We start from the raw sequence: 21,227 nt of genomic DNA, 5'->3' as shown, positions 1-21,227 counted from the left end.
GGGCGCGCCAAACCTGATACGCTATGGCCATCGAGCCAAGAAAAGGAAACTTACCATGTCGCTTCTTCCCAAGGCCCTTCTGGTCGTCGCTGCCTTCGGACTGGCAGCCTGTAACAACCCCGACCGCTTTGGCGCGGGCGGTGCCGGTGGCGCGGGTGGCGCGGGCGGTGGCATGGGCGGCGGTTTCGTCGACACCACCGGCTTGGGCGATCCGAATGACCCGCGCTCGATCGCGTATTTCAACCAGCGAGTCGGCGACCGCGTTCTTTTTCCGGTGGACCAGCACACGCTGACCGAGGAAGGCCGTCAGACCCTGTCGGGGCAGGCGCAGTGGCTGATGACCAACAGCAGCTATGCCGTCATCATCGAAGGCCATGCCGATGAGCAGGGCACCCGCGAATACAACTTGTCGCTGGGCGCGCGCCGTGCGGCTTCGGTGCAGAACTACCTGATTTCGCAGGGCGTTCCGGCCAACCGCATGCGGACCGTGAGCTATGGCAAAGAGCGTCCGATCGAAGTCTGCTCGTCCGAAGCCTGCTATGCCCAGAACCGCCGCGCTGTGACGGTTCTGTCGATGGGCGCGGGGATGTAAGCGGATGCTGCGCGCAATCGTGACGGCTTTCGTTCTGATGGGAGGGCCTGCGTTCGCGCAGGCCAACCCGCAGACGCTGGCCGATATCCGGGCCGAGCTGGGGTCGCTTTCGGCGGAGTTTACCCGGCTGAAGGCGGAACTGGTGCAGACTGGAGCCTCGGGCGGGGCGCTGGCGGGCGGATCGGCGCTTGAGCGCATGGACACGCTGGAGGCGGAACTGTCGCGGTTGACGGCGCGGGCCGAAGAGATCGAGCTGCGGCTGAACCGGGTGGTCAGCGATGGCACCAACCGGATCGGAGATCTGGAATTCCGCCTGTGCGAAGTGACGCCGGGCTGTGACATCGCCACGGTGGGCACCACGCCCTTGCTGGGCGGCGATGCCGCGGGCGGCGGCACGGCGGCGGTGGTGCCGTCGCAGCCGCCGAATGCGGTGGTGATTGAGGAACCTTCGGCCCCTGTCGGGGGTGGCGCAGCCACGGGCGGCGCGGCCTCGGGCGGTGCAGAATTGGCGATTGGTGAGCAAGCGGATTTCGACCGGGCCCGGGCGGTGCTCGGTCAGGGTGACTTTCGCACCGCCGCGGACCTCTTTACGACCTTTACCCAATCCTATCCTGGCTCGCCGCTGAGTCAGGAGGCCGAATACAGCAAGGGTGAGGCGCTGGTGCAGTTGGGGGAAACCTCGAACGCGGCCCGGGCCTATCTGGAAGCGTTTTCGGTGAACCCGGACGGGCCCTTTGCCGCCGAGTCGCTGTTGAAGCTGGGCGAGGCGCTGGGGGTGCTGGGGCAGACGCCCGAGGCCTGCGTGACCTTGGCCGAGGTCGGCACCCGCTATCCGGGCAGCATCGCGGCCACGCAGGCGCAGGTGGCGATGCAGGGGTATCAGTGCCAGTGAGCGCCGATACCCATGCGGGCTTGCCCGAGGAAAGAGTGATCGAAAGCGCCCGGCGGGCGCTTTCTTCCGTTCCGGGGGACGGGGTTCTGGGCTTGGCCGTGTCGGGCGGGGGCGATTCCATGGCGATGCTGCATCTGGCGGCGGCGCTGGGGCGGCCTTTGGCGGTGGCCACGGTGGACCATGGTCTGCGCCCCGAGTCGGCGGCGGAGGCGGCCAAGGTGGCGCAGATCTGCGCCGGGCTGGGGCTGCCGCATGCGGTGCTGCGCTGGGAGCATGGAGCGGTGGCGGGCAATCTGATGCAGGCCGCGCGCCGGGCGCGCTATGGGCTGCTGACCGATTGGGCGCGCGCGCAAGGCGTTGCAACGGTGCTGGTGGCGCATACGGCGGATGATCAGGCCGAGACGGTGCTGCTGGGGCTGGCCCGCGCGGCGGGTCTGGATGGTTTGGCCGGAATGCGGCCGCTGTGGGAACAGGGGGGCGTGGTGTTCCGGCGCCCGCTGTTGGCCGTGACGCGTGCCGCCTTGCGCGGATATCTGACGCAGCGCGGGCTGTGGTTTGTGGATGACCCGAGCAATGACGATCCGGCCTATGACCGGGTGAAGATGCGCCGCGCCTTGCAGGGCTTGGCCGGGGTGGGGATCACCGCGCCGGGGCTGGCGGCGGTGGCGGGCCATCTGGCGGCGGTGCAGAGCGATGTGCGCGGTCTGGTGGCGGAAGCGGCGGCGCGGCTGGTGGTGGAGCGGGCCGGAGCTTTGGAGATTGACCGCGCAGGGTTTGCCGCCCTGCCGGGGGAGGTGGCGCGGCGGTTGTTGCAGGCGGGGCTGATGTGGCTGTCGGGGGCGGCGCACGCGCCGCGGGCGCCTGCCTTGGCGCGGATGGGTGCGGCCTTGCGCAGGGGGCAGGCGGCCACGCTGGCGGGCTGTCGCATGGTGCCGCGCGGCGGCGGTATGGTGCTGGTGCGCGAGGCGCGGGCCTTGGGGCCTGAGGTGCCCTTGGGCGCGGTCTGGGACGGGCGCTGGCGGGTGACAGGCGCGGGCGCGGGCGTTGTGCGCGCGCTGGGGCCTGCGGGTTTGGCGCAGCTGCCCGATTGGCGCAGCGCAGGGCTTTTGCGGGCGGTGGCCGAGGCGACTCCGGCGGTTTGGGAGGGCGAGACGCTGCGCGCGGCACCGCTGGTGACGGAGGCGAAAGGATTTGCTGCGACATTGACGGCAGGTTTCGGCTTATTCCTGTTATCGCATTGAACCCCGCGCCGTTCTGTCTATCTTAGGGGTCAAGACCGCCGCCCCGTTCCGGGCGGCGGACATGTGAGGAGACGCTTCGTGGGAAATGCACGAAATATCGCTTTCTGGGTCGTTCTGTTCTTTCTGATCCTGGCCTTGTTCAATCTGTTCAGCGGGAATCAGGCCACCACGTCCTCGCGTCAGATTTCCTATTCGGATTTCGTGCAGCGGGTGGATTCGGGTGAGGTGACCAGCGTGGTCATCGATGGCGAACGGCTGCAGGTGCGGGGCCGGGATGGCAACACCTATGGCGCCATCGTGCCGCAGGGCACCGATGTGACCGACCGTCTGGTGGCGGCGGGCGTGGAGGTGCGGGCCGAGGCGCAGCAGCAATCGGGCTTTGTCTCGATCCTGATGACCTTCCTGCCGTTCCTGTTGCTGATCGGTGTGTGGATCTTCTTCATGAACCGCATGCAGGGTGGAGGCAAAGGCGGTGCGATGGGCTTTGGCAAATCGCGCGCGAAGTTGCTGACGGAAAAGCACGGGCGGGTGACGTTTGACGACGTGGCCGGGATTGATGAGGCCAAGGAAGAGCTGGAAGAGATCGTGGAATTCCTGCGCAACCCGCAGAAGTTCAGCCGTCTGGGCGGCAAGATCCCCAAAGGCGCCTTGCTGGTCGGCCCTCCGGGCACTGGTAAGACGCTTCTGGCGCGCGCCATCGCGGGGGAGGCGGGCGTGCCCTTCTTCACCATCTCAGGGTCGGACTTCGTGGAGATGTTCGTGGGTGTCGGTGCCAGCCGGGTGCGGGACATGTTCGAGCAGGCCAAGAAGAACGCGCCGTGCATCGTGTTCATCGATGAGATCGACGCGGTGGGCCGTGCCCGCGGCGTGGGCATCGGCGGCGGCAATGACGAACGCGAGCAGACGCTGAACCAGTTGCTGGTCGAAATGGACGGGTTCGAGGCGAATGAGGGCGTGATCATCGTCGCCGCGACCAACCGCAAGGATGTGCTGGACCCGGCACTGCTGCGCCCCGGCCGCTTTGACCGTCAGGTTCATGTGCCCAACCCTGATATCAAGGGCCGCGAGAAGATCTTGGGCGTGCATGCCCGCAAGGTGCCTTTGGGCCCCGATGTCGATCTGCGCACCATCGCGCGCGGCACGCCCGGATTCTCGGGCGCCGATCTGATGAACCTTGTGAACGAGGCGGCGCTGATGGCCGCCCGCGTGGGCCGTCGCTTTGTGGCGATGGACGATTTCGAGAACGCGAAAGACAAGGTCATGATGGGGGCCGAGCGGCGCAGCATGGTGCTGACGCAGGACCAGAAGGAAATGACCGCCTATCACGAAGCGGGCCACGCCATCGTCGGCATGGCGCTGCCGAAATGTGACCCGGTCTACAAGGCGACGATCATCCCGCGCGGTGGCGCGCTGGGCATGGTGATGAGCCTGCCCGAGATGGACCGGCTGAACTGGCACCGCGACCAGTGCGAACAGCGCATCGCCATGACCATGGCGGGCAAGGCGGCCGAGATCATCAAATGGGGCCCGGATGCGGTGTCGAACGGTCCTTCGGGCGACATTCAGCAAGCCTCGGCCTTGGCGCGGGCGATGGTGCTGCGCTGGGGCATGTCGGATGTGGTCGGCAACGTCGATTATGCCGAAGCGGCCGAAGGCTATCAGGGCAACACGGGCGGCTTCTCGGTTTCGGCGGAAACCAAGCGCCTGATCGAGCAGGAAGTGAAGCGTCTGATCGATGAAGGCTATGAAACCGCCCGCCGCATCCTGCTGGAGCGCAGCGAAGAGTTCGAGCGGCTGGCGCAAGGCCTGCTGGAATACGAAACGCTGACCGGTGATGAGATCAAGAAGGTGGTCGCGGGTGAAAAGCTGGGCGGCGGCGATGATGCCGACAAACCTGCCTCGGGCGGGGGGATCGCCTCGATCCCGTCGATCCCGAAGCTGAAGCCCAAGGCGACGGGCGGCATGGAGCCCGAACCGCTGGCGTGATCTTGATGCCAAAAGAGCATGGCCCCGGAACCAAAGCAGGTTCCGGGGCTTTTCTTTTTCGGCAAGTGCGGCAAGCGTGCTGGCCACCTTGGCAGGCCAAGCCGCTGTGATTGGGGCGGCGCCGGGGCGCGATCTTTGTTGTGCGTGGCTTGGGTCGGATGACGTTTGCGGTGCGTGGTGCGGGGTGGCGTGATCTTTGGCGGGCGTGGCTTGGGTGACTGCGCAGTTTCGTTGAGGGGCGCGCGGGGCGGGGGTGTCTTTGTGAGTTTCCCCACAGTTGCGTAGCGCCGAGGGCTTGCGGGGCGCGGTACGGAGTGTGCGGGGCTAGGTTTTCGCCTGTCGGGCTTGGCGGGCTTTGGTGGAGCCGGGGGTTCCTGCGCGGGCGTCGGGCTGTGCCCGTGAGCGCCGGGCGGGACTTGGCTTGCGCGGTTTTGCGCGCGCGGCTGGCCGATGCGGTGCGGGCGCGAGACGCGCTTTCGCGTGCGGCTGAGAGATGGGGTTTAAGAGGGCTTGCTTGCGCGCGGGCCCAGACCGGGCCAGAGTTCGGCCAGAGGCGGAGGCGGGCGCCCCTTTACGGCGGCGCTTTGCCGGCGCGGGGCGACGGGGCACGGCCCTGCGGCGACAGAAATGACAGGAGGCCAGTATGGCAGCGTTGAAACCGAGCGGATTTGTGGGGCGCATCACATGGTTGGGGGTGGTGCCTGACCGGGATCGCCAATTGCAGGCCGATCCGGTGACCGCGTTGCGCGCGAGCTTTGCCGGGCCGGAAGGCGAGGCGCATGGCGGGCTGACGCGGCCCGCCTGTAGCCGGGTGAAGGCGCAGTATCCGCGCGGCACCGAGATTCGCAACACGCGGCAGTTTTCCATCATGGGCGCCGAGGAAATGGCTGAGATTGCCGAACGCATGGGCTTGCCTGCGCTGGACCCGGCCTTGCTGGGTGCGACGATGGTGATTGAAGGGCTGCCGGATTTCACGCGGTTGCCGCCGTCCTCGCGCCTTCAGGCCGCAGGCGGGGCGACGCTGGTGGTGGATATGGAAAACCGCCCTTGCGTGCTGCCCGGCAAACCGATCGAGGCCGCGCATCCCGGCTATGGCCGCCTGTTCAAGACGGCGGCCAAAGGGCGGCGGGGCATCACGGCTTGGGTCGAGCGCGAGGGCACGTTCCATCTGGGCGAGGCGATCACGCTGCACATTCCCGACCAGCGGGCTTGGACCCATCTGAAAGAGGTGCGCCGCGCCTGAGCTTTGGGCGCGGCAGGCGCGCGCGTTTGCGGCGGAATTCGTCGGTCAGAGGTCGGAAATGCCTGTGTTTCGGGCGACTCCGTCGCTAACACTGAGGGCAAGCGCCGCAACAAGGCGCAGGACTGACCTTGGGAGAGAGACATGGCCTTTGCATCCGACATCGAGATTGCCCGCGCGGCAAAGAAGCAGCGCATTCAGGCGATTGGCGCCAAGCTGGGGATTCCCGAGGCGGATCTGCTGCCCTATGGCCATGACAAGGCCAAGCTGGGGCAGGACTTCATCGCCGGGCTGAAGGATCGCCCCGATGGCAAGCTGATCTTGGTGACGGCGATCAACCCGACCCCGGCGGGCGAGGGCAAGACGACCACGACGGTGGGCTTGGGCGACGGGTTGAACCGGATCGGCAAACGGGCGGTGGTGTGCATCCGCGAGGCGAGCCTTGGCCCCAACTTCGGGATGAAGGGCGGGGCGGCAGGCGGGGGCATGGCGCAGGTGGTGCCGATGGAGGAGATGAACCTGCATTTCACCGGCGATTTCCACGCGATCACATCGGCCCACAACCTTTTGGCGGCGATGATCGACAATCACATCTACTGGGGCAACACGCTGGACATTGATGCGCGCCGGGTGGTGTGGCGGCGCGTGATGGACATGAACGACCGCGCCTTGCGCGACGTGGTGGTGAACCTTGGCGGGGTGGCCAACGGCTTTCCGCGCCAGACCGGGTTCGACATCACGGTGGCCTCGGAAGTGATGGCCATTTTGTGCCTTGCGCGCGATCTGGAGGATTTGCAGGAGCGGCTGGGCAATATCGTGGTGGCCTATACGCGCGGGAAGGCTCCGGTCACGGCGCGCGACATCAAGGCCGATGGCGCGATGACGGTGCTGTTGAAAGATGCGATGCAGCCCAATCTGGTGCAGACGCTGGAGAACAACCCGGCCTTCGTGCACGGCGGGCCGTTCGCCAATATCGCGCATGGCTGCAATTCGGTGATTGCCACCACGACGGCCCTGAAGCTGGGCGAGTATGTGGTGACGGAGGCCGGGTTCGGGGCGGACCTTGGGGCGGAGAAGTTCTTTGACATCAAGTGCCGCAAGGCGGGCCTGCGCCCGGCGGCGGCGGTGATCGTGGCCACGGTGCGCGCGATGAAGATGAACGGCGGCGTGGCCAAGGCCGATCTGGGGGCCGAGAATGTGGAGGCCGTGCGGACGGGCTGCCCCAATCTGGGCCGCCATATCGAGAATGTGCGCAAGTTCGGCGTGCCGGTGGTGGTGGCGATCAACCATTTCGTGAGCGACACGCCCGCCGAGATTGCCGCCGTGCAGGCCTATGTGGCCGAGCAAGGCGCCGAGGCGATCTTGTGCAAGCATTGGGCGCAAGGCTCGGCCGGCATCGAAGAATTGGCGCAGAAGGTGGTGGCGCTGGCCGAAAGCGGGGCGGCGGATTTCGCGCCGCTCTACCCCGATGCGCTGCCTTTGCTCGCCAAGATCGAGGCAATAGCCAAGGAGATCTACCGCGCCGAGGCGGTGGTGGCCGACAAGGCGGTGGTGGATCAGTTGCGCGCGTGGGAAGCGGCGGGGCATGGCAACTTGCCGGTGTGCATCGCCAAGACGCAATACAGCTTTACCACCGACCCCACGCTGCGCGGTGCGCCCACGGGCCATGTGATCCCGGTGCGCGAGGTGCGGCTTTCGGCAGGGGCGGGGTTCGTGGTGGCGATCTGCGGCGAGATCATGACGATGCCGGGCCTGCCGCGGGTGCCTTCGGCCGAGGTGATCCGGCTGAACGCGGAAGGCCATGTCGAAGGGCTGTTCTGAACGCTGTGAGGCAAATCCCCGCGTTGCCCTTTGCCGGGCAGGCGATTATGTCGGGGGGGTCTGAACGGGAAGGGTCCGATGCGCAAACCTGCGGAATGTGAAACCATGGTCCATATCCGGGCTGAAATCGACCGGCTGGACGAAGATCTGGTGCGGCTGTTTGCGGAACGGGCGGGCTATATCGACCGCGCCGCCGAGATCAAGGCCGAGGTGGACCTGCCCGCGCGCATCGGCTCGCGGGTGGAGGAGGTGGTGGCCAATGTGCGCCGCCATGCCCAGACCCATGGTCTGCCGCCCGATCTGGTCGAAAAGCTGTGGCGGCGGCTGATCGATTGGTCCATCGCGCGGGAGGAAAACCGCCTGGGCCCGGATTCCATGCGAAAGGACGGCTGAGATGGCGGGCCAAGTGATCGACGGCAAGGCGTTTGCGGCGGATGTGCGCGCCCGGGTGGCAGCCCATGTGGCGCGGCTGGCCGAGGAGCAAGGGCTGGTCCCCGGCCTTGCGGTGGTGCTGGTGGGGGAGGACCCGGCCAGTCAGGTCTATGTGCGCAACAAGGGCGTGCAGACGCTTGAGGCGGGGATGCGGAGCTTTGAACACAAGCTGCCCGCCGACACGCCCGAGGCCGATCTGCTGGCGCTGATCGCGCGGCTGAACGCCGATGCGCAGGTGCATGGCATTCTGGTGCAGCTGCCCTTGCCCGCGCATATGAACGCCGATCTGGTGATCAATGCGATTGACCCGGCCAAGGATGTCGACGGTTTTCACATCTCGAACGTGGGCCTTCTGGGCACCGGGCAAAAGGCGATGGTGCCCTGCACGCCCTTGGGCTGTCTGATGATGCTGCGCGCGTATCACGGCTCGCTTTCGGGGCTGAACGCGGTGGTGGTGGGGCGCAGCAACATCGTGGGCAAGCCGATGGCGCAGCTGCTGTTGGGCGACAGCTGCACGGTGACGATCGCGCACAGCCGCACCAAGGATCTGGCCGCGCTGTGCCGCAGCGCTGATATTCTGGTGGCGGCGGTGGGGCGGCCCGAGATGATCACCGGTGACATGGTCAAGCCGGGGGCAACCGTCATCGACGTGGGCATCAACCGGGTCGAGCGGGACGGCAAGACCCGGCTGGTGGGTGATGTCGATTTCGCAAGTGCTGCCGCGGTGGCGGGGGCCATCACCCCGGTGCCGGGCGGCGTGGGGCCGATGACGATTGCCTGTCTTCTGGCCAATACGCTGACCGCCTGCTGCCGTGCCCATGGCCTGCCCGAGCCTGAGGGGCTGACCGCCTGAGCGGCAGCCACATGCGCGGCTAGCGCGGCATTGGGATCGCGCGGGCCACCGTGCCCCCGGCCAAGATGGCCAGAGCGCCGGGCTGCATCAGCCCGGCAAAAGCGGCGTCTTGGCACCAGAGCCCGCCGGTATAGGTGCCAAAGGCCGGCAGGATCACCCGGTTGCGGTCGGCGAGAAAGCAACGCCAGGCCTTGCCCGCCAGCCGGGCCTTGGGGTGGTAATGACCCGACACCTCCCCTTGCGCCCCGGCTTCGGCGATGTGGCGAAAGGTGAGCGGCCCCAAAGGCACCTCGGCCCGGTGGGTGCCCGCAATGTCGAGCGGCCCGGCATCATGGTTGCCCGCAATCCAGATCCAGTCGCGCCCCGCGATGAGCCGGGTGAGCCACAGCCTGTCGTCCTCTTCCAGCCCGTCAAGGCTCGCGGCATCGTCGAAACTGTCGCCCAGACAGATCACCCGCCGCGCTGCCGTCGCCTCCACCTCGGCCTCCAGCCGCGCCAGTGTCTCGCGGGTTTCATAGGGCGGCAAGAGCGTGCCCGCGCGGCGCGCCATGCGCTCGGATTTGCCAAGGTGCAGGTCCGACACACAGAGCAGCCCCGCCTCTGGCCAGAACAGCGCCCCGGAAGGGCGGGCGATCAGGGTGGTGTCGGCAAGGCGGAAGGTCAGGCTCATGCCGCCTGATCTGGCCGGACCGTCCCCGAAATGCAATCCCCTGCCGCTTGCACCTTTCTGAAATACTCCCGCCGGAGGCATCCGACGGTCGCCTCCGGCGGGAGTATTTCAGAAAGGTGCAAATCCTTGTCAGCCGCGCGCTTCAGGCCAGACCCGCCGCTTCCATCAGCTTGCGCGCCGCGTCTTCGGCCAGCCGTTCGCGGCCCATGCCCTGCACCGGGATGCGGCCGGGTTCCAGAAACAGCGGGGCCGAGAGCGGCGAGAGCCGGGGCAGGCGGCGCGTCTCGATCCGGCCTGCGACGCGGGCGAGCATGTCTTCGATGCGGGAAAAGTCGATCAGGCCGCGCATCGCCTCTTCGCGGGTGATCTGCAAGAGCAGATGGTCGGGGTCATATTTGCGCAAGGTGTCGTAAAGAATGTCCGACGAAAACGTCGCCTGCCGCCCGGATTTGCGGCGGCCTTGGTGGCTGCGCTCGATCAGGCCCGCGATGATGGCGCTGGCGCGGAAGGTGCGTTTCATCACCGCATTGCCCGCAAGCCAGGTTTCCAGCCCGTCTTGCAAGGCGTGCAGATCGAACAGGGGGGCGGCATCCTCGACCGCGTCGATGCCCCAGATCAGCGTGGCATAATCGGTGGCGACAAAGCCCAAGGGGGCAAGGCCCGCCTCTTCCATCGCCTTGGTGAGCAAAAGGCCAAGGGTTTGCTGGGCGTTGCGTCCGGCAAAGCCATAGACCACCAGATGCGCGCGCCCGTCATGCGGAAAGCTTTCGCAGAGCAGCGTCTCGGCATCGGGCAGGCGCGACACCTCGCGCTGGAGGGCGAGCCACTGGGCGGTGTGGGCGGGCAGGTCTGGCCAGCGGGGTTGTTGGAATATGTCAAGAATCCGCTGGGTCAGCACAGTGGATGTGGCGAATTTTGTTCCATTAAACACAGCGACCTTGGGGTCGCGGCCGGGTTGATTGGTGACTTCGACGGTCATTTCGCGCAAACCTTCGTAGCGCACGACCTGACCACCCATCAGGAAGGTATCGCCCGGGGTGAGGGTGGCGGCAAAGCTTTCCTCGACCTCGCCCAAGGGGGTGCCGCCGAAGCGGTTCTTGAGGCGGACCTTGAGCGTTTCGACATCGATGATGGTGCCAAGGTTCTGGCGGATCACGGCGGCGGCGCGCGGATCGCGCAGGTGCCATGTCTCGCCCGTTTGTTTCAGGCGTTGCCAGCGGTCATAGGCGCGCAAGGCGTAGCCCCCGGTGGCGACGAAATCGAGGGTGGCGTCGAATTGCGCGCGGGTGAGGGCGGCATAGGGGCCGGCGGTGATGACTTCGGCATAAAGCGCGTCGGCGGTGAAGGGACCGGCGCAGGCGGTGAGCAGGATGTGCTGGCACAGCACATCGCGCGGCCCGGGGCCGCGCGGTTCGCCATCGAGCGTGCCCTCGCGCACGGCATCGAGCGCGGCCTTGCATTCCACCACTTCAAAGCGGTTGGCGGGCAGGAGCAGCGCTTTCGATGGCGCGTTGTAGCGGTGGTTGGCGCGGCCGATGCGCTGGACGAGGCGTTTGACGTTCTTGGGCGCGCCGACCTGAATCACCAGATCCACATCGCCCCAGTCGATGCCAAGGTCGAGGCTGCCGGTGCAGACGATGGCGCGCAACTGGCCTGCGACCATCGCGGCCTCGACCCGTTCGCGCTGTTCGCGCGAGAGGCTGCCGTGGTGGATGCCGATGGGCAGGTCTTCGGTATTGTTCAGCCAGAGGTCGTGAAAGAACAGCTCGGCCTGCGCGCGGGTGTTGTGGAAGATCAGCGTGGTGCGGTGCTGTTTCACCTGTTCGAGGATGGCGGGAATCGCATAGCGCCCGCCGCCGCCCGCCCAAGGCGGGGGAGCTTCGGTTTCCAGCATCTGAATGTCCGGGGCGGGGCCGGGGTCGGCCAGCAGGATGCCGGTGTTGGGCGCAAGGAAGCGGGCCAGCGCGGGCGGATCTTCGACCGTGGCCGAAAGGCCGACGCGGCGCAGGCCGGGCGAGAGGCTTTGCAGACGCGCGAGGAGCAGGGTCATCTGATCGCCGCGTTTTGATTCCGCCAGCGCGTGGATTTCATCCAAGACCACCCGTTGCAGCCCGGCGAAGATGCGGGGCGCGTCCTCATAAGACAGCAGCAGCGCCAGTGACTCGGGCGTGGTGAGCAGGACATGCGGCGGGTCGGCGCGTTGGCGGCGGCGCTGGGTATAGGTGGTGTCACCGGTGCGGTCCTCGACCCGGATCGGCAGGTTGGCGCCTTCGATCGGGGTGCGCAGGTTGCGGCGGATGTCGGCGGCCAGCGCCTTGAGCGGCGAGATGTAAAGGGTGTGCAGGCCCTTTGGCGGCGCCTTGGCCAGTTCGGCCAGCGTGGGCAGGAAGCCTGCAAGCGTCTTGCCGCCCCCCGTGGGCGCGATGAGCAAGGTGGCGGGATCGGCGGCGCGGGCCAGCATCTCGGTCTGATGTGGGTGCAGGGTCCAGCCTTTGGCGGCGAACCAGTCAGACAGCGCGGGGGGAAGGCGTTCCATCCCCGCAAGGTAGCCGTGTGCGGTGCCGCGTCAACCGGGCGCGGAGGCGGCTGCGATTTTGCTTGAAGGGGCGCGCGGCGCGGCTTAACCCGGGGGCCATGCGAATGCTTTTCCTTGGCGATGTGATGGGGCGGACCGGGCGCGCGGCGATTGCCGAGCGGCTGCCGGGGTTGCGCACGGAATGGAACCTCGATTTCGTGGTGGTGAATGGCGAAAACGCCTCTTCCGGGGCGGGGCTGACGCCGGATCATGCCAAGATCCTGCTGGGGGCGGGGGCGGATTGCCTGACGCTGGGGGATCATGCCTTTGACCAGAAGGACATGCTGAGTTTCATCGAGCAGGAGCCGCGCATCCTCCGGCCGATCAATTTCAGCAAGGTGGCGCCGGGCAAGGGGTGGCGGGTGTTCAGCGCCACGCAAGGGCGCAAGGTGCTGGTGGCGCAGGTGCTGGGGCAGGTGTTCATGAAGCGCCCCTTTGACGATCCGTTTTCCGCGATCGAGCAGGTGCTTAAGACGCATGCCTTGGGCGGCGCGGTGCAGGCGGCGATTGTGGATGTGCATGCCGAGGCGACATCAGAGAAGATGGCGATGGGGCATTGGTGCGACGGGCAGGCGAGCCTTGTGGTGGGCACCCATACCCATGTGCCCACCGGCGACGCGCAGATCCTGAGCGGAGGCACCGCCTATCTGACGGATGCGGGCATGTGCGGTGACTATAATTCGGTGATCGGGATGGAGCGGATGGAGCCTTTGCGGCGGTTCATCACCGGGATGCCGAAGGCGCGGTTCGAGCCTGCCGCCGGGCCGGCGACGCTGTCGGGGGTGTTCGTGGAGACCGATGACCGCACTGGCAAGGCGCTGCGCGTGCGGATGATCCGGGTGGGCGGGCGGCTGGAAGAGGCGCGCCCTTGAGCGAACACCGGCTGTTTGCCCTTGTGCTGATGGCGTTGGGCCTTGGCTGGGGCATGACACAGCCTTTGGGTAAGCTGGCGACCAGCACGGGGCACCAGCCCTTTGGTCTGATCTTCTGGCAATTGGTGATCTGCACCGGCGTGCTGGGGGCGCTGTCACTGCTGCGCGGCAAGGGGCTGGTGTTCACCCGGCGCGCGCTGGGCTTTGCGCTGGTGGTGGCGGTGCTGGGCACGCTGGTGCCCAATGCCACCTTTTACACCAGCATTCAGCATCTGCCTTCGGGGATCATGTCGATCCTGATTTCGGCGGTGCCGCTGCTGTCGTTTCCGATGGCGCTGGCTTTGGGGATGGACCGGTTTTCAAAGCGCCGCATCCTTGGCTTGGGCCTTGGGCTGATGGGGGTGGCGCTTATCGCGGCCCCGGGCGCGGGGTTGCCGGGGCATCTGCTGGCCTTTCTGCCGCTGGCGCTGGTGGGGCCATTGTTCTATGCGATGGAGGCCAATTACGTGGCGCGCCACGGCACCGGCGGCATGGATGCCGTGCAGGCGATGTTCATGGCCAGTCTGGTGGGGATGATCCTGTGCCTTCCGGTGGCCGTGGCCAGCGGGCAGTGGATTGATCCGCGCGCGCCTTGGGGCCTGCCAGAGGCGGCGCTGATCGCATCGAGCGTGGTGCATGCGCTGTGCTATGCGGGCTATGTCTGGCTTGCCGCCCGCGCGGGGGCGGTTTTTGCGGCACAATGCTCTTATCTGGTCACGGGCGCGGGTGTGGTCTGGGCGATGCTGCTTTTGGGCGAGCGCTTGCAGCCTTTGGTGTGGGCCGCGCTTGTGGTGATGCTGGCGGGCGTGGCATTGGTGCAGCCAAGACAAGCAGCGCAAGGCCTGCAGGGGGAATGATGTTCGGCTTGGATTTGGATCAGACGGTGCAGGCCTATCTGGCGCTGGCCATTCTGGCGGGCATGCTAGTGCTGTTCGTGCGCGAGACCTATCCGGTGGAGGTGACGGCGATTGGCGGGGCCTGTCTGATGCTGCTGCTGGGCATCCTGCCACAGGCGGATGCCGTGAAGGCGCTGTCCAACGCGGCCCCTTGGACGATTGCCGCCATGTTCATCATCGCGGGCGGGTTGGTGCGGACGGGCGCGCTGGATTCGGCCACGCAAGCGGCGCTGCGCTATGTGAAAACGCATCCTATGGCGTCATTGGGGGTGATCTCGGCGTCGGTGGCGGCGATGTCGGCCTTTATGAACAACACGCCGATCGTGGTGGTGATGATCCCGGTCTTCATGCAGATCGCGCGGCAGCTTTCGCTTTCGCCATCCAAGCTGATGATCCCGCTGTCTTATCTGGCGATCTTTGGCGGGACGGTGACGTTGATCGGCACCTCGACCAATATCGTGGTGGACGGGGTGGCGCGCGAGCGGGGGCTGGAGCCGTTCGGGATATTCGAGATCACGCCCTTGGGCATTGCCGTCTGTCTGGTGGGGATGACCTATCTGGCGCTGTTCACCAAGCGGCTGTTGCCGGACCGGGACAGCATGGCGATGATGCTGACCGACCGCAGCCGCATGAAGTTTTTCACTGAAGTGGCGGTGCCCGAGGACAGCCCGATTGCGGGCCAGAAGGTGACAGAGGTGGCGCTGTTCAAGCGCGACAACATGCGGGTGGTCGATGTGCTGCGCGGCGACGCCAGTTTGCGGCGGCAATTGTCGGAGGTGGTGCTGGAAACCGGCGACCGGGTGGTGCTGCGCACCCCGATGTCGGAGGTGCTGGCCTTGCAGGAAAGCCGGGACCTGCGGATGGTGGACAAGCTGTCTTCGGTGCAGACGACGACGGTGGAAGTGTTGATCACGCCGGGCTGCGCGATGGTGGGGCGCAGTCTGGGCAGCATGCGCTTGCGGCGGCGCTATGGGGTGTATCCGCTGGCCGTGCATCGCAAGAATCAGAACATCGGGCGGCAGCTGGATGATCTGGTGGTGCAGGTGGGCGACACGCTGCTTTTGGAAGGCGCACCGGCCGATATTCAGCGGCTGGCGGCGGATATGGATGTGGTCAACATCTCGGAACCGTCGGACCGGGCCTATCGGCGGACAAAGGCACCGATTGTGGTGCTGGTGCTGGCGGCGGTGGTGGGCCTGTCGGCGCTGAATGTGGCGCCGATTCTGGTGCTGGCGATGATTGGTGTGGGTGTGGTGCTGATCACGCGCTGCATTGATGCGGATGAGGCCTTTGGCTTTGTGGATGGGCGCCTGATGGCGCTGATCTTTGCCATGCTGGCGGTGGGCGCGGGGTTGGAACATTCGGGCGCGGTGGAGATGATCGTGGGCTGGGTGGCGCCGTTCATGCAAGGCCTGCCGCCTTTTGCGCTGATCTTCGTGATCTATGCGCTGACCTCGGTGCTGACGGAAATCGTGTCGAACAATGCGGTGGCGGTGATCCTGACGCCCATCGTCATCGGGCTTGCCGTGCAGATCGGGGTTGATCCGCGGCCCTTTGTGGTGGCAGTGATGTTTGGGGCCTCGGCCTCGTTTGCGACACCGATCGGCTATCAGACCAATACGCTGGTCTATGGTCCGGGGGGGTATCGATTCAGTGATTTTCTGCGGATCGGCGTGCCGCTGAACCTTGTGATGATGGCGGCGATCTCGGCGTTGATCCCGTTGTTCTTTCCGTTTTGAAGGGAATTAGGATGCGTAAGCTGTTGATCTGTCTGGTGCTGGCGGGCTGTTCGGGGCCTTTGGGCGGGGCGCCGGTGGCGCAGGAGGCGCGCCTTTCGGACCAGGTGCTGACAGTGGTGGTGTCGGATGGCCGGGTGTGCCGGGTGACGAATTGGCGCGCGGTGCCCGAAGGCGCGTTTGACGCCTGTCTGCCGGGGCATCGCTATGCGGTGCAGGTGGTGGAGCGGCCCAATCTGCTGCGGCAGGCCTTTGCCGGGCTGACAGCGGCGCTGGGCGCCGAAGGGGCGGTGCCGCCGATGGCAGAGGTGGTGATCACCGATGCCATCGGCCAAGCGCGGGTTTTCGTTTCGCCCCCCGCGGTGGAAGATATTTTCGAGGATTGAGGACATGGCGCCGAAATTTGGAACGAGCGGACTGCGCGGTCTGGTCAGCGAGCTGACGCCTGCGCTGGTCGCGGATTACACGCGGAGCTTTCTGGCGGTTTGTCCGGTGGGGACGGGGCTGTGGGTGGGGCGGGATCTGCGCGACAGCTCGCCCGATCTGGCCGAGGTGGTGATCGCGGCGGCGCGTGGCGAAGGGGTTGCGGTCACCGACTGCGGGGCTGTGCCGACGCCCGCGCTGGCGATGGCCGCAATGGCGGCGGGGGCCGCGGCGATCATGGTGACGGGCAGCCATATTCCGGCGGATCGCAACGGGCTGAAGTTCTATGTGCCCGAAGGCGAGATCACCAAGCGCGATGAAGAGGCGATTCTGGGCGGCTTGGGCCGGGCGGCGGCCGGGCTGGAGGCGTCGCGGCGCGGCACGTTTCAGGCGACGGGGGATTGGGCGGCGCGCTATCGCGGGGCCTTTGGCCGCGCGCTGGACGGCCTGAAGGTGGGCGTCTGGGCGCATTCCGCCGTGAGCCGCGACGGGCTGGTGGCCTGTCTGGAGGCGATGGGCGCGCGGGTGGCGGTGCTGGGGCGTTCGGACAGCTTTGTGCCGGTGGACACCGAGGCGGTGCCCGCCGAGGTGCGCGCGCAGTTCAAGACGTGGGCCGAGGGGCTGGATGCCATCGTCTCGACCGATGGCGATGGCGACCGGCCTTTGGTGGCGGATGCGACCGGGCAGATCGTGCCGGGGGATGTGCTGGGCCAGATCACGGCAGCCTTGGTGGGGGCCGAGGAGGTGGTGACCACGGTTTCGGCCAATTCGGGGGTGGATCTGTCGGGCCGCTTTGGCCGGGTGCTGCGCACGCGCATCGGCTCGCCCTTTGTGATTGCGGCGATGGAAGCGGCAGGCGGGCGCGTGGTGGGATATGAGCCCAATGGCGGGTTCCTGCTGGGCTTTGACGCGCAAGGGCCGGAGGGCGTCTTGCCGCGGCTGATGACGCGCGACAGCCTGTTGCCGATCGTGGCGGCGCTGATCGAGGCCAAGCGGGCCGGATCGCTGGCGGCGCGGGTGGGGCAAGAGCCTGCGCGCTTTACCGTGACCGACCGGCTGGAGCAGGTGCCGGTGACGGCGTCGCAGGCGCTTTTGGCCGCGCTGGAGGCCGGGGGGCTGGAGGCCTTTGTGGCGCCCTTTGGCACGGTGGCGTCGGTGGAGCGCACCGATGGGCTGCGGCTCACGCTGGCGGATGGGCGGATCGTGCATTTGCGCCCGTCGGGCAATGCGCCGGAGTTCCGGGTTTACGCCGAGGCTGACAGCCGTGAGGCGGCGCAGGCACTGATGGTGCAGGCCTTTGCGCAGGTGCGGGCCAAGCTGGCCTGAGCCTTGCAGGCGGGCTTGCCGCTGGTGTAAGGGAAGCCAGCACGCAAAAGACGGGTAGGAGTACGGGTCATGGCTGGCCATTCAAAATGGGCAAACATCCAGCATCGCAAGGGCAAGCAGGACAAGCTGCGCTCGAAGATGTTTTCGAAGCTGGCGAAGGAGATCACCGTCGCCGCCAAGATGGGGATGCCCGACCCGGACATGAACCCGCGTCTGCGTCTTGCGGTGAAGGCCGCCAAGGCGGTGTCGATGCCCAAGGATGTGATCGACCGCGCCATCAAGAAAAGCCAGATGGGCGATGGCGAGGATTACACCGAAATCCGCTATGAAGGCTATGGCGTGAACGGGATTGCGATCATCGTCGAGGCGATGACCGACAACCTGAACCGCACCGCGAGCAATGTGCGCAGCTATTTCAGCAAGGCGGGCGGCAATCTGGGCACCACCGGATCGGTGGCGCACAGCTTTGACCGGGTGGGCGAGATTTCCTATCCGGCCTCGGTGGGCGATGCCGATACGGTGATGATGGCCGCGCTGGAGGCCGGGGCGGATGACGTGGAGTCCGATGAGGAAGGCCACTGGATCTATTGCTCGGTCGAGACGCTGAACGAGGTGTCGGACGCGCTGGAGAAATCCTTGGGCGAGTCGACGGAATCGAAGCTGATCTGGAAGCCGCAATCGCGCACCGAGGTGGATCTGGACACGGCGCAAAAGCTGATGCGGTTGATCGACCTGCTGGAAGAAGATGACGACGTGCAGACCGTCACTCATAACTTTGACATCCCCGAGGATGTGGCGGCGCAGCTGTAAGGCGGCGCCTGTCAGGCCTGACGCTGACGCAGGCGGGCCATGCCCGCCGCGTTGAGCGCGGTCAGCTGATCGTAAAGCGCGTAATCGGCGGCGAAATGCGTGCAGACGGCGGCGCGCAGATGCCTGGGGATGCGCGCGGCCTCGCGCGGGATGGCGCTTGTGTTCAGACGCGGCACTGTCGTGGGCAGGCCAAGGGCCGCCAGCACGGGCGGCAGCAGGCTGTCGAGCAGGTGATAGGGCAGGATCACATCGGCCAGCGGGGAGCCGCTTTCGTCCAGAAAGATGCGGCCCTGTGAATAGGGCGCGCCTTTGTCATCGCGGATGTTCCAGTCGGCGGCGTGCCAGAAGGCCTCAAAGCTCATGTCGGGGGGCAAAGGCGCTTCGACCAGATTGCCCTTGCGGTAGCGGAACCAAGACAAGATCCAATCCATCGGATCGCGCATGACGCCAAAGCGGAAAAAGCTGTCGAACGACTGGCCGGGTGCATCGAAGACCGGGGCGAACTGCTGGCGGATGCGCGCCAGCGGCAGATGCTTGCCCTTGGGGCCGGGGGGGCCTTGAATTTCGGCATGCGGGGCGAGGATGGCTTCGATGGAGGTGGAGGCGGCCTTGGTATTGGCGACAAAGAGAAACTTGTGTCTTTTGCTGATCAGCATGGCCGCTCCGCCTGCGCGCGGCCGCTTTCCGGGGCGCCGCTCTGCGTTGTGATCGCCGCTTTTCGGCAGCCGTTCAAGGGGTTTGCAGCGGGGTGCGGCGCGGGGAGAGGGGTTTCTTGGCAAGCCCCTTGTGTTTGAGGGGGAAGTCGCCCATATAGGGGGGGCAAAGCTTCTTCTCTTTCGGTCTTCTGTCTGCTTCGGCCCACAGTTTCGCGATCTAGACGACTCTCGGCCGGGCCATCGCATGTTGTGGGTGGCACACATTACAGGAGATCTCACGATGGCCAACGGCACCGTGAAATGGTTCAACGCCACCAAAGGCTTCGGTTTCATCGCTCCGGAAGGCGGCACCAAGGACGTGTTCGTGCACATCACCGCGCTGGAGCGCGCTGGTATCCGTGCGCTGAACGACGGTCAGGCTGTGACCTTTGATCTGGAGCGTGACCGCAACGGTCGCGAATCGGCGACCAACCTGGCTCTGGCGTGATCATTCACGTCTGACCCTTGGGTTAGGCATTTGAAACGGGGGTGGCGCAAGCCGCCCCCGTTTTGCGTTGCGCCCCCGGTTTGCATTGCGCCTTAGGCCCCGGCGATCAGCGCGGCGGCGATCAGCCACATGGTGACGCCGATGATGGCTTCGAGCCAGACCCAAGCGCGCGGATTGGCAAAAAGCGGGGCCAGCAGACGGGCGCCAAAGCCAAGCGCGGTGAAGAAGGCAAAGCTGCCTGCCATGGCGCCAAGGCCAAAGATCCAGTGCTGTGGCGTGTATTGCGCCGAGAGCGCCCCCAAGAGCACCACCGTATCGAGATAGACATGCGGATTGGCCCAAGTGAGCACCAGAACAGTGCCCAAGGTGCGGCCAAGGCTGGCCGAGGCGCCGGAGGCCGGACGCAGCGCCTCACCGCCCTTGAAGGCGGCTTTGAAGCGCAAGGCGCCGTAAGCGATGAGGAAGGCGGCCCCGGCGTAGAGCATCGCGCTGGTGATCCATGGCGCGAGGGCAGCGAGAGTGCCAAAGCCTGCCACTCCGGCGGCGATCAGCACGGCATCGGACAGCGCGCAGGTGAGCACCACGGGCCCCACATGCTCGCGCCGCAGGCCTTGGCGCAGGACAAAGGCGTTTTGAGCACCAATGGCGGCGATGAGCGACAAGGCGGTGAAGAATCCGGCGAGAAGGGCGGTCATAGGGATTTTCCGTGGGGCTTTTCTTTGGGCTGGCTTGACTTAGGCCGAGGCTGCGGCATCAATCCAGATCATCTTTCTGATGATGGATAAGCTGTGCTGATCTTTGACCCTTTGCAACTGGCCGCCCTTGCCGCTGTGCATCGGCGCGGGTCGTTTGACCTTGCGGCGGCTGACCTGAACATCACGCAATCGGCGGTGTCGCAGCGGGTGCGGGCGCTGGAAGAGCGGGCGGGCACCTTGCTGATCCGGCGCGGCAGTCCGAGTGCGGCGACCGAAGCGGGGCTGCGTCTGATCCGGCATCATGATGCGGTGGTTCTGCTGGAACGGCAGGTCGCCGAAGAATTGCCCGGCGTGCAGGGCGGGGCGGTGAGCCTGCGCATCGCGGTGAACGCGGATTCTCTGGCGACATGGGTGATGCCGGCGCTGGCGCAGGTGCCGGGGGTGCTCTTCGATCTGGTGATCGATGACCAAGACTTCAGTCAGGACTGGCTGCGGCGGGGCGAGGTGCTGGCGGCGGTGACGTCCCATGCGGGGCCGTTGCAAGGCTGTGACACCCAGCCTTTGGGTGCGCTGCGCTATGTGGCGACCGCGAGCCCGGCCTATATGGCGCGCTGGTTTCCGGGCGGGGTGACGGCGGCGGCGGTGGCGCGGGCTCCGGCGCTCACCTATTCCGACAAGGATCGATTGCAGGCGCAATGGGTGGCGGCGCGGGGGCTGGGCGCGCGGGCGGAGTTTCCCAGCCACCGCATCGCCTCGACCCACGGCTTTGTGGATGCCTGCCTTTTGGGCCTTGGCTGGGGGTTGAACCCGCTGCCGCTGGTGGCAGGGCATCTGGCGGCGGGGCGTTTGGTGGAGCTGGTGCCGGGCACGCCGCTGGATGTGGCGCTGCACTGGCAGTTTGCGCGGCTGACGGCCGAGGCGATTGCGCCCTTGACGCGGGCGCTGCGCGCGGCGGCGGCGCAGATGTTACGGATACAATAAGGCG

At 66.4% G+C, this 21,227-nt stretch carries 20 protein-coding genes; 16 read left to right on the top strand and 4 right to left on the bottom strand.

The features are described from left to right. Positions 1-55 precede the first annotated feature (55 nt). The 8 genes from pal (at position 56) to folD (ending at position 9,057) form a co-directional block, all read left to right on the top strand. Complete coding sequence (gene pal, locus CUR21_RS10750) at positions 56-592, top strand: peptidoglycan-associated lipoprotein Pal (RefSeq protein WP_100197037.1); 537 nt, start codon at positions 56-58, stop codon at positions 590-592. Positions 593-596: 4 nt separating this feature from the next. Continuing rightward, a complete protein-coding gene (gene ybgF / locus CUR21_RS10745) occupies positions 597-1,484 on the top strand; it encodes a tol-pal system protein YbgF (RefSeq protein ID WP_100197036.1) in 888 nt (295 codons plus the stop codon). Next, on the top strand, positions 1,481-2,725 hold the full coding sequence (gene tilS / locus CUR21_RS10740) for a tRNA lysidine(34) synthetase TilS (RefSeq protein WP_100197035.1): 1,245 nt from the start codon (positions 1,481-1,483) through the stop codon (positions 2,723-2,725). The genes ybgF and tilS overlap by 4 nt, the downstream gene beginning before the upstream one ends. Positions 2,726-2,803: 78 nt before the next feature. Next, a complete protein-coding gene (gene ftsH / locus CUR21_RS10735) occupies positions 2,804-4,711 on the top strand; it encodes an ATP-dependent zinc metalloprotease FtsH (RefSeq protein ID WP_100197034.1) in 1,908 nt (635 codons plus the stop codon). 643 nt (positions 4,712-5,354) lie between these two features. Then, positions 5,355-5,954 (top strand): MOSC domain-containing protein, encoded by a 600-nt coding sequence (locus CUR21_RS10730; protein ID WP_100197033.1) that lies wholly within the window; start codon positions 5,355-5,357, stop codon positions 5,952-5,954. A gap of 141 nt (positions 5,955-6,095) precedes the next feature. Continuing rightward, positions 6,096-7,772, top strand: coding sequence for a formate--tetrahydrofolate ligase (locus CUR21_RS10725; protein WP_100197032.1), 1,677 nt, complete (start codon positions 6,096-6,098; stop codon positions 7,770-7,772). Between the two features lie 78 nt (positions 7,773-7,850). Next, the gene (locus CUR21_RS10720) at positions 7,851-8,165 is read left to right on the top strand and encodes a chorismate mutase (RefSeq protein WP_100197031.1); all 315 of its coding nucleotides are present in this window, start codon (positions 7,851-7,853) and stop codon (positions 8,163-8,165) included. Between the two features lies 1 nt (position 8,166). Then, on the top strand, positions 8,167-9,057 hold the full coding sequence (folD, locus tag CUR21_RS10715) for a bifunctional methylenetetrahydrofolate dehydrogenase/methenyltetrahydrofolate cyclohydrolase FolD (protein WP_100197030.1): 891 nt from the start codon (positions 8,167-8,169) through the stop codon (positions 9,055-9,057). 19 nt (positions 9,058-9,076) lie between these two features. On the opposite strand, the gene pdeM is transcribed toward folD, so the two are convergent. Then, positions 9,077-9,727, bottom strand: a complete 651-nt coding sequence (gene pdeM / locus CUR21_RS10710) for a ligase-associated DNA damage response endonuclease PdeM (RefSeq protein WP_100197029.1) — start codon at positions 9,725-9,727, stop codon at positions 9,077-9,079. Between the two features lie 142 nt (positions 9,728-9,869). After that, on the bottom strand, positions 9,870-12,263 hold the full coding sequence (locus CUR21_RS10705) for a ligase-associated DNA damage response DEXH box helicase (RefSeq protein WP_100197028.1): 2,394 nt from the start codon (positions 12,261-12,263) through the stop codon (positions 9,870-9,872). Between the two features lie 98 nt (positions 12,264-12,361). On the opposite strand from CUR21_RS10705, the gene CUR21_RS10700 reads away from it, so the two are divergent. The 6 genes from CUR21_RS10700 to CUR21_RS10675 all read left to right on the top strand — a co-directional run bounded on the left by CUR21_RS10700 (position 12,362) and on the right by CUR21_RS10675 (position 18,404). Continuing rightward, positions 12,362-13,174 carry a TIGR00282 family metallophosphoesterase gene (locus CUR21_RS10700; protein WP_100197027.1) on the top strand — a complete coding sequence of 271 codons (813 nt, stop codon included), beginning with the start codon at positions 12,362-12,364 and terminating at the stop codon, positions 13,172-13,174. Next, on the top strand, positions 13,171-14,070 hold the full coding sequence (locus tag CUR21_RS10695; RefSeq protein WP_232622758.1) for a DMT family transporter: 900 nt from the start codon (positions 13,171-13,173) through the stop codon (positions 14,068-14,070). Before CUR21_RS10700 ends, CUR21_RS10695 begins: the two co-directional genes overlap by 4 nt. Further along, entirely contained in the window at positions 14,070-15,848 is a 1,779-nt protein-coding gene (locus CUR21_RS10690) for an SLC13 family permease (protein WP_198431678.1), read from the top strand. Before CUR21_RS10695 ends, CUR21_RS10690 begins: the two co-directional genes overlap by 1 nt. An 11-nt stretch (positions 15,849-15,859) precedes the next feature. Further along, entirely contained in the window at positions 15,860-16,231 is a 372-nt protein-coding gene (locus tag CUR21_RS10685; protein WP_100197025.1) for a hypothetical protein, read from the top strand. Between the two features lie 4 nt (positions 16,232-16,235). Continuing rightward, positions 16,236-17,594, top strand: a complete 1,359-nt coding sequence (locus tag CUR21_RS10680; protein WP_100197024.1) for a phosphomannomutase — start codon at positions 16,236-16,238, stop codon at positions 17,592-17,594. Between the two features lie 69 nt (positions 17,595-17,663). Next, the gene (locus tag CUR21_RS10675; RefSeq protein WP_100197023.1) at positions 17,664-18,404 is read left to right on the top strand and encodes a YebC/PmpR family DNA-binding transcriptional regulator; all 741 of its coding nucleotides are present in this window, start codon (positions 17,664-17,666) and stop codon (positions 18,402-18,404) included. 11 nt (positions 18,405-18,415) lie between these two features. Here CUR21_RS10675 and CUR21_RS10670 read toward each other — a convergent pair whose 3' ends face one another. Then, a complete protein-coding gene (locus CUR21_RS10670) occupies positions 18,416-19,060 on the bottom strand; it encodes a sulfotransferase family 2 domain-containing protein (protein ID WP_100197022.1) in 645 nt (214 codons plus the stop codon). A 280-nt stretch (positions 19,061-19,340) separates the two neighbouring features. On the opposite strand from CUR21_RS10670, the gene CUR21_RS10665 reads away from it, so the two are divergent. Further along, positions 19,341-19,547, top strand: a complete 207-nt coding sequence (locus CUR21_RS10665; protein WP_100197021.1) for a cold-shock protein — start codon at positions 19,341-19,343, stop codon at positions 19,545-19,547. Between the two features lie 92 nt (positions 19,548-19,639). Here the strand turns inward: CUR21_RS10665 and CUR21_RS10660 are convergent, their stop codons facing one another. Beyond that, positions 19,640-20,242 carry a LysE/ArgO family amino acid transporter gene (locus tag CUR21_RS10660; RefSeq protein ID WP_198431677.1) on the bottom strand — a complete coding sequence of 201 codons (603 nt, stop codon included), beginning with the start codon at positions 20,240-20,242 and terminating at the stop codon, positions 19,640-19,642. A gap of 99 nt (positions 20,243-20,341) precedes the next feature. On the opposite strand from CUR21_RS10660, the gene CUR21_RS10655 reads away from it, so the two are divergent. Continuing rightward, complete coding sequence (locus CUR21_RS10655; RefSeq protein WP_369802532.1) at positions 20,342-21,223, top strand: LysR family transcriptional regulator ArgP; 882 nt, start codon at positions 20,342-20,344, stop codon at positions 21,221-21,223. The last annotated feature ends 4 nt before the right edge of the window (positions 21,224-21,227 follow it).

The organism is Pseudorhodobacter sp. MZDSW-24AT, assembly GCF_002794355.1.
Classification (GTDB): Bacteria; Pseudomonadota; Alphaproteobacteria; order Rhodobacterales; family Rhodobacteraceae; genus Pseudotabrizicola.
Note: the sequence above shows the minus strand (reverse complement) of the source record. Positions and strands in the feature narration are given on the sequence as shown.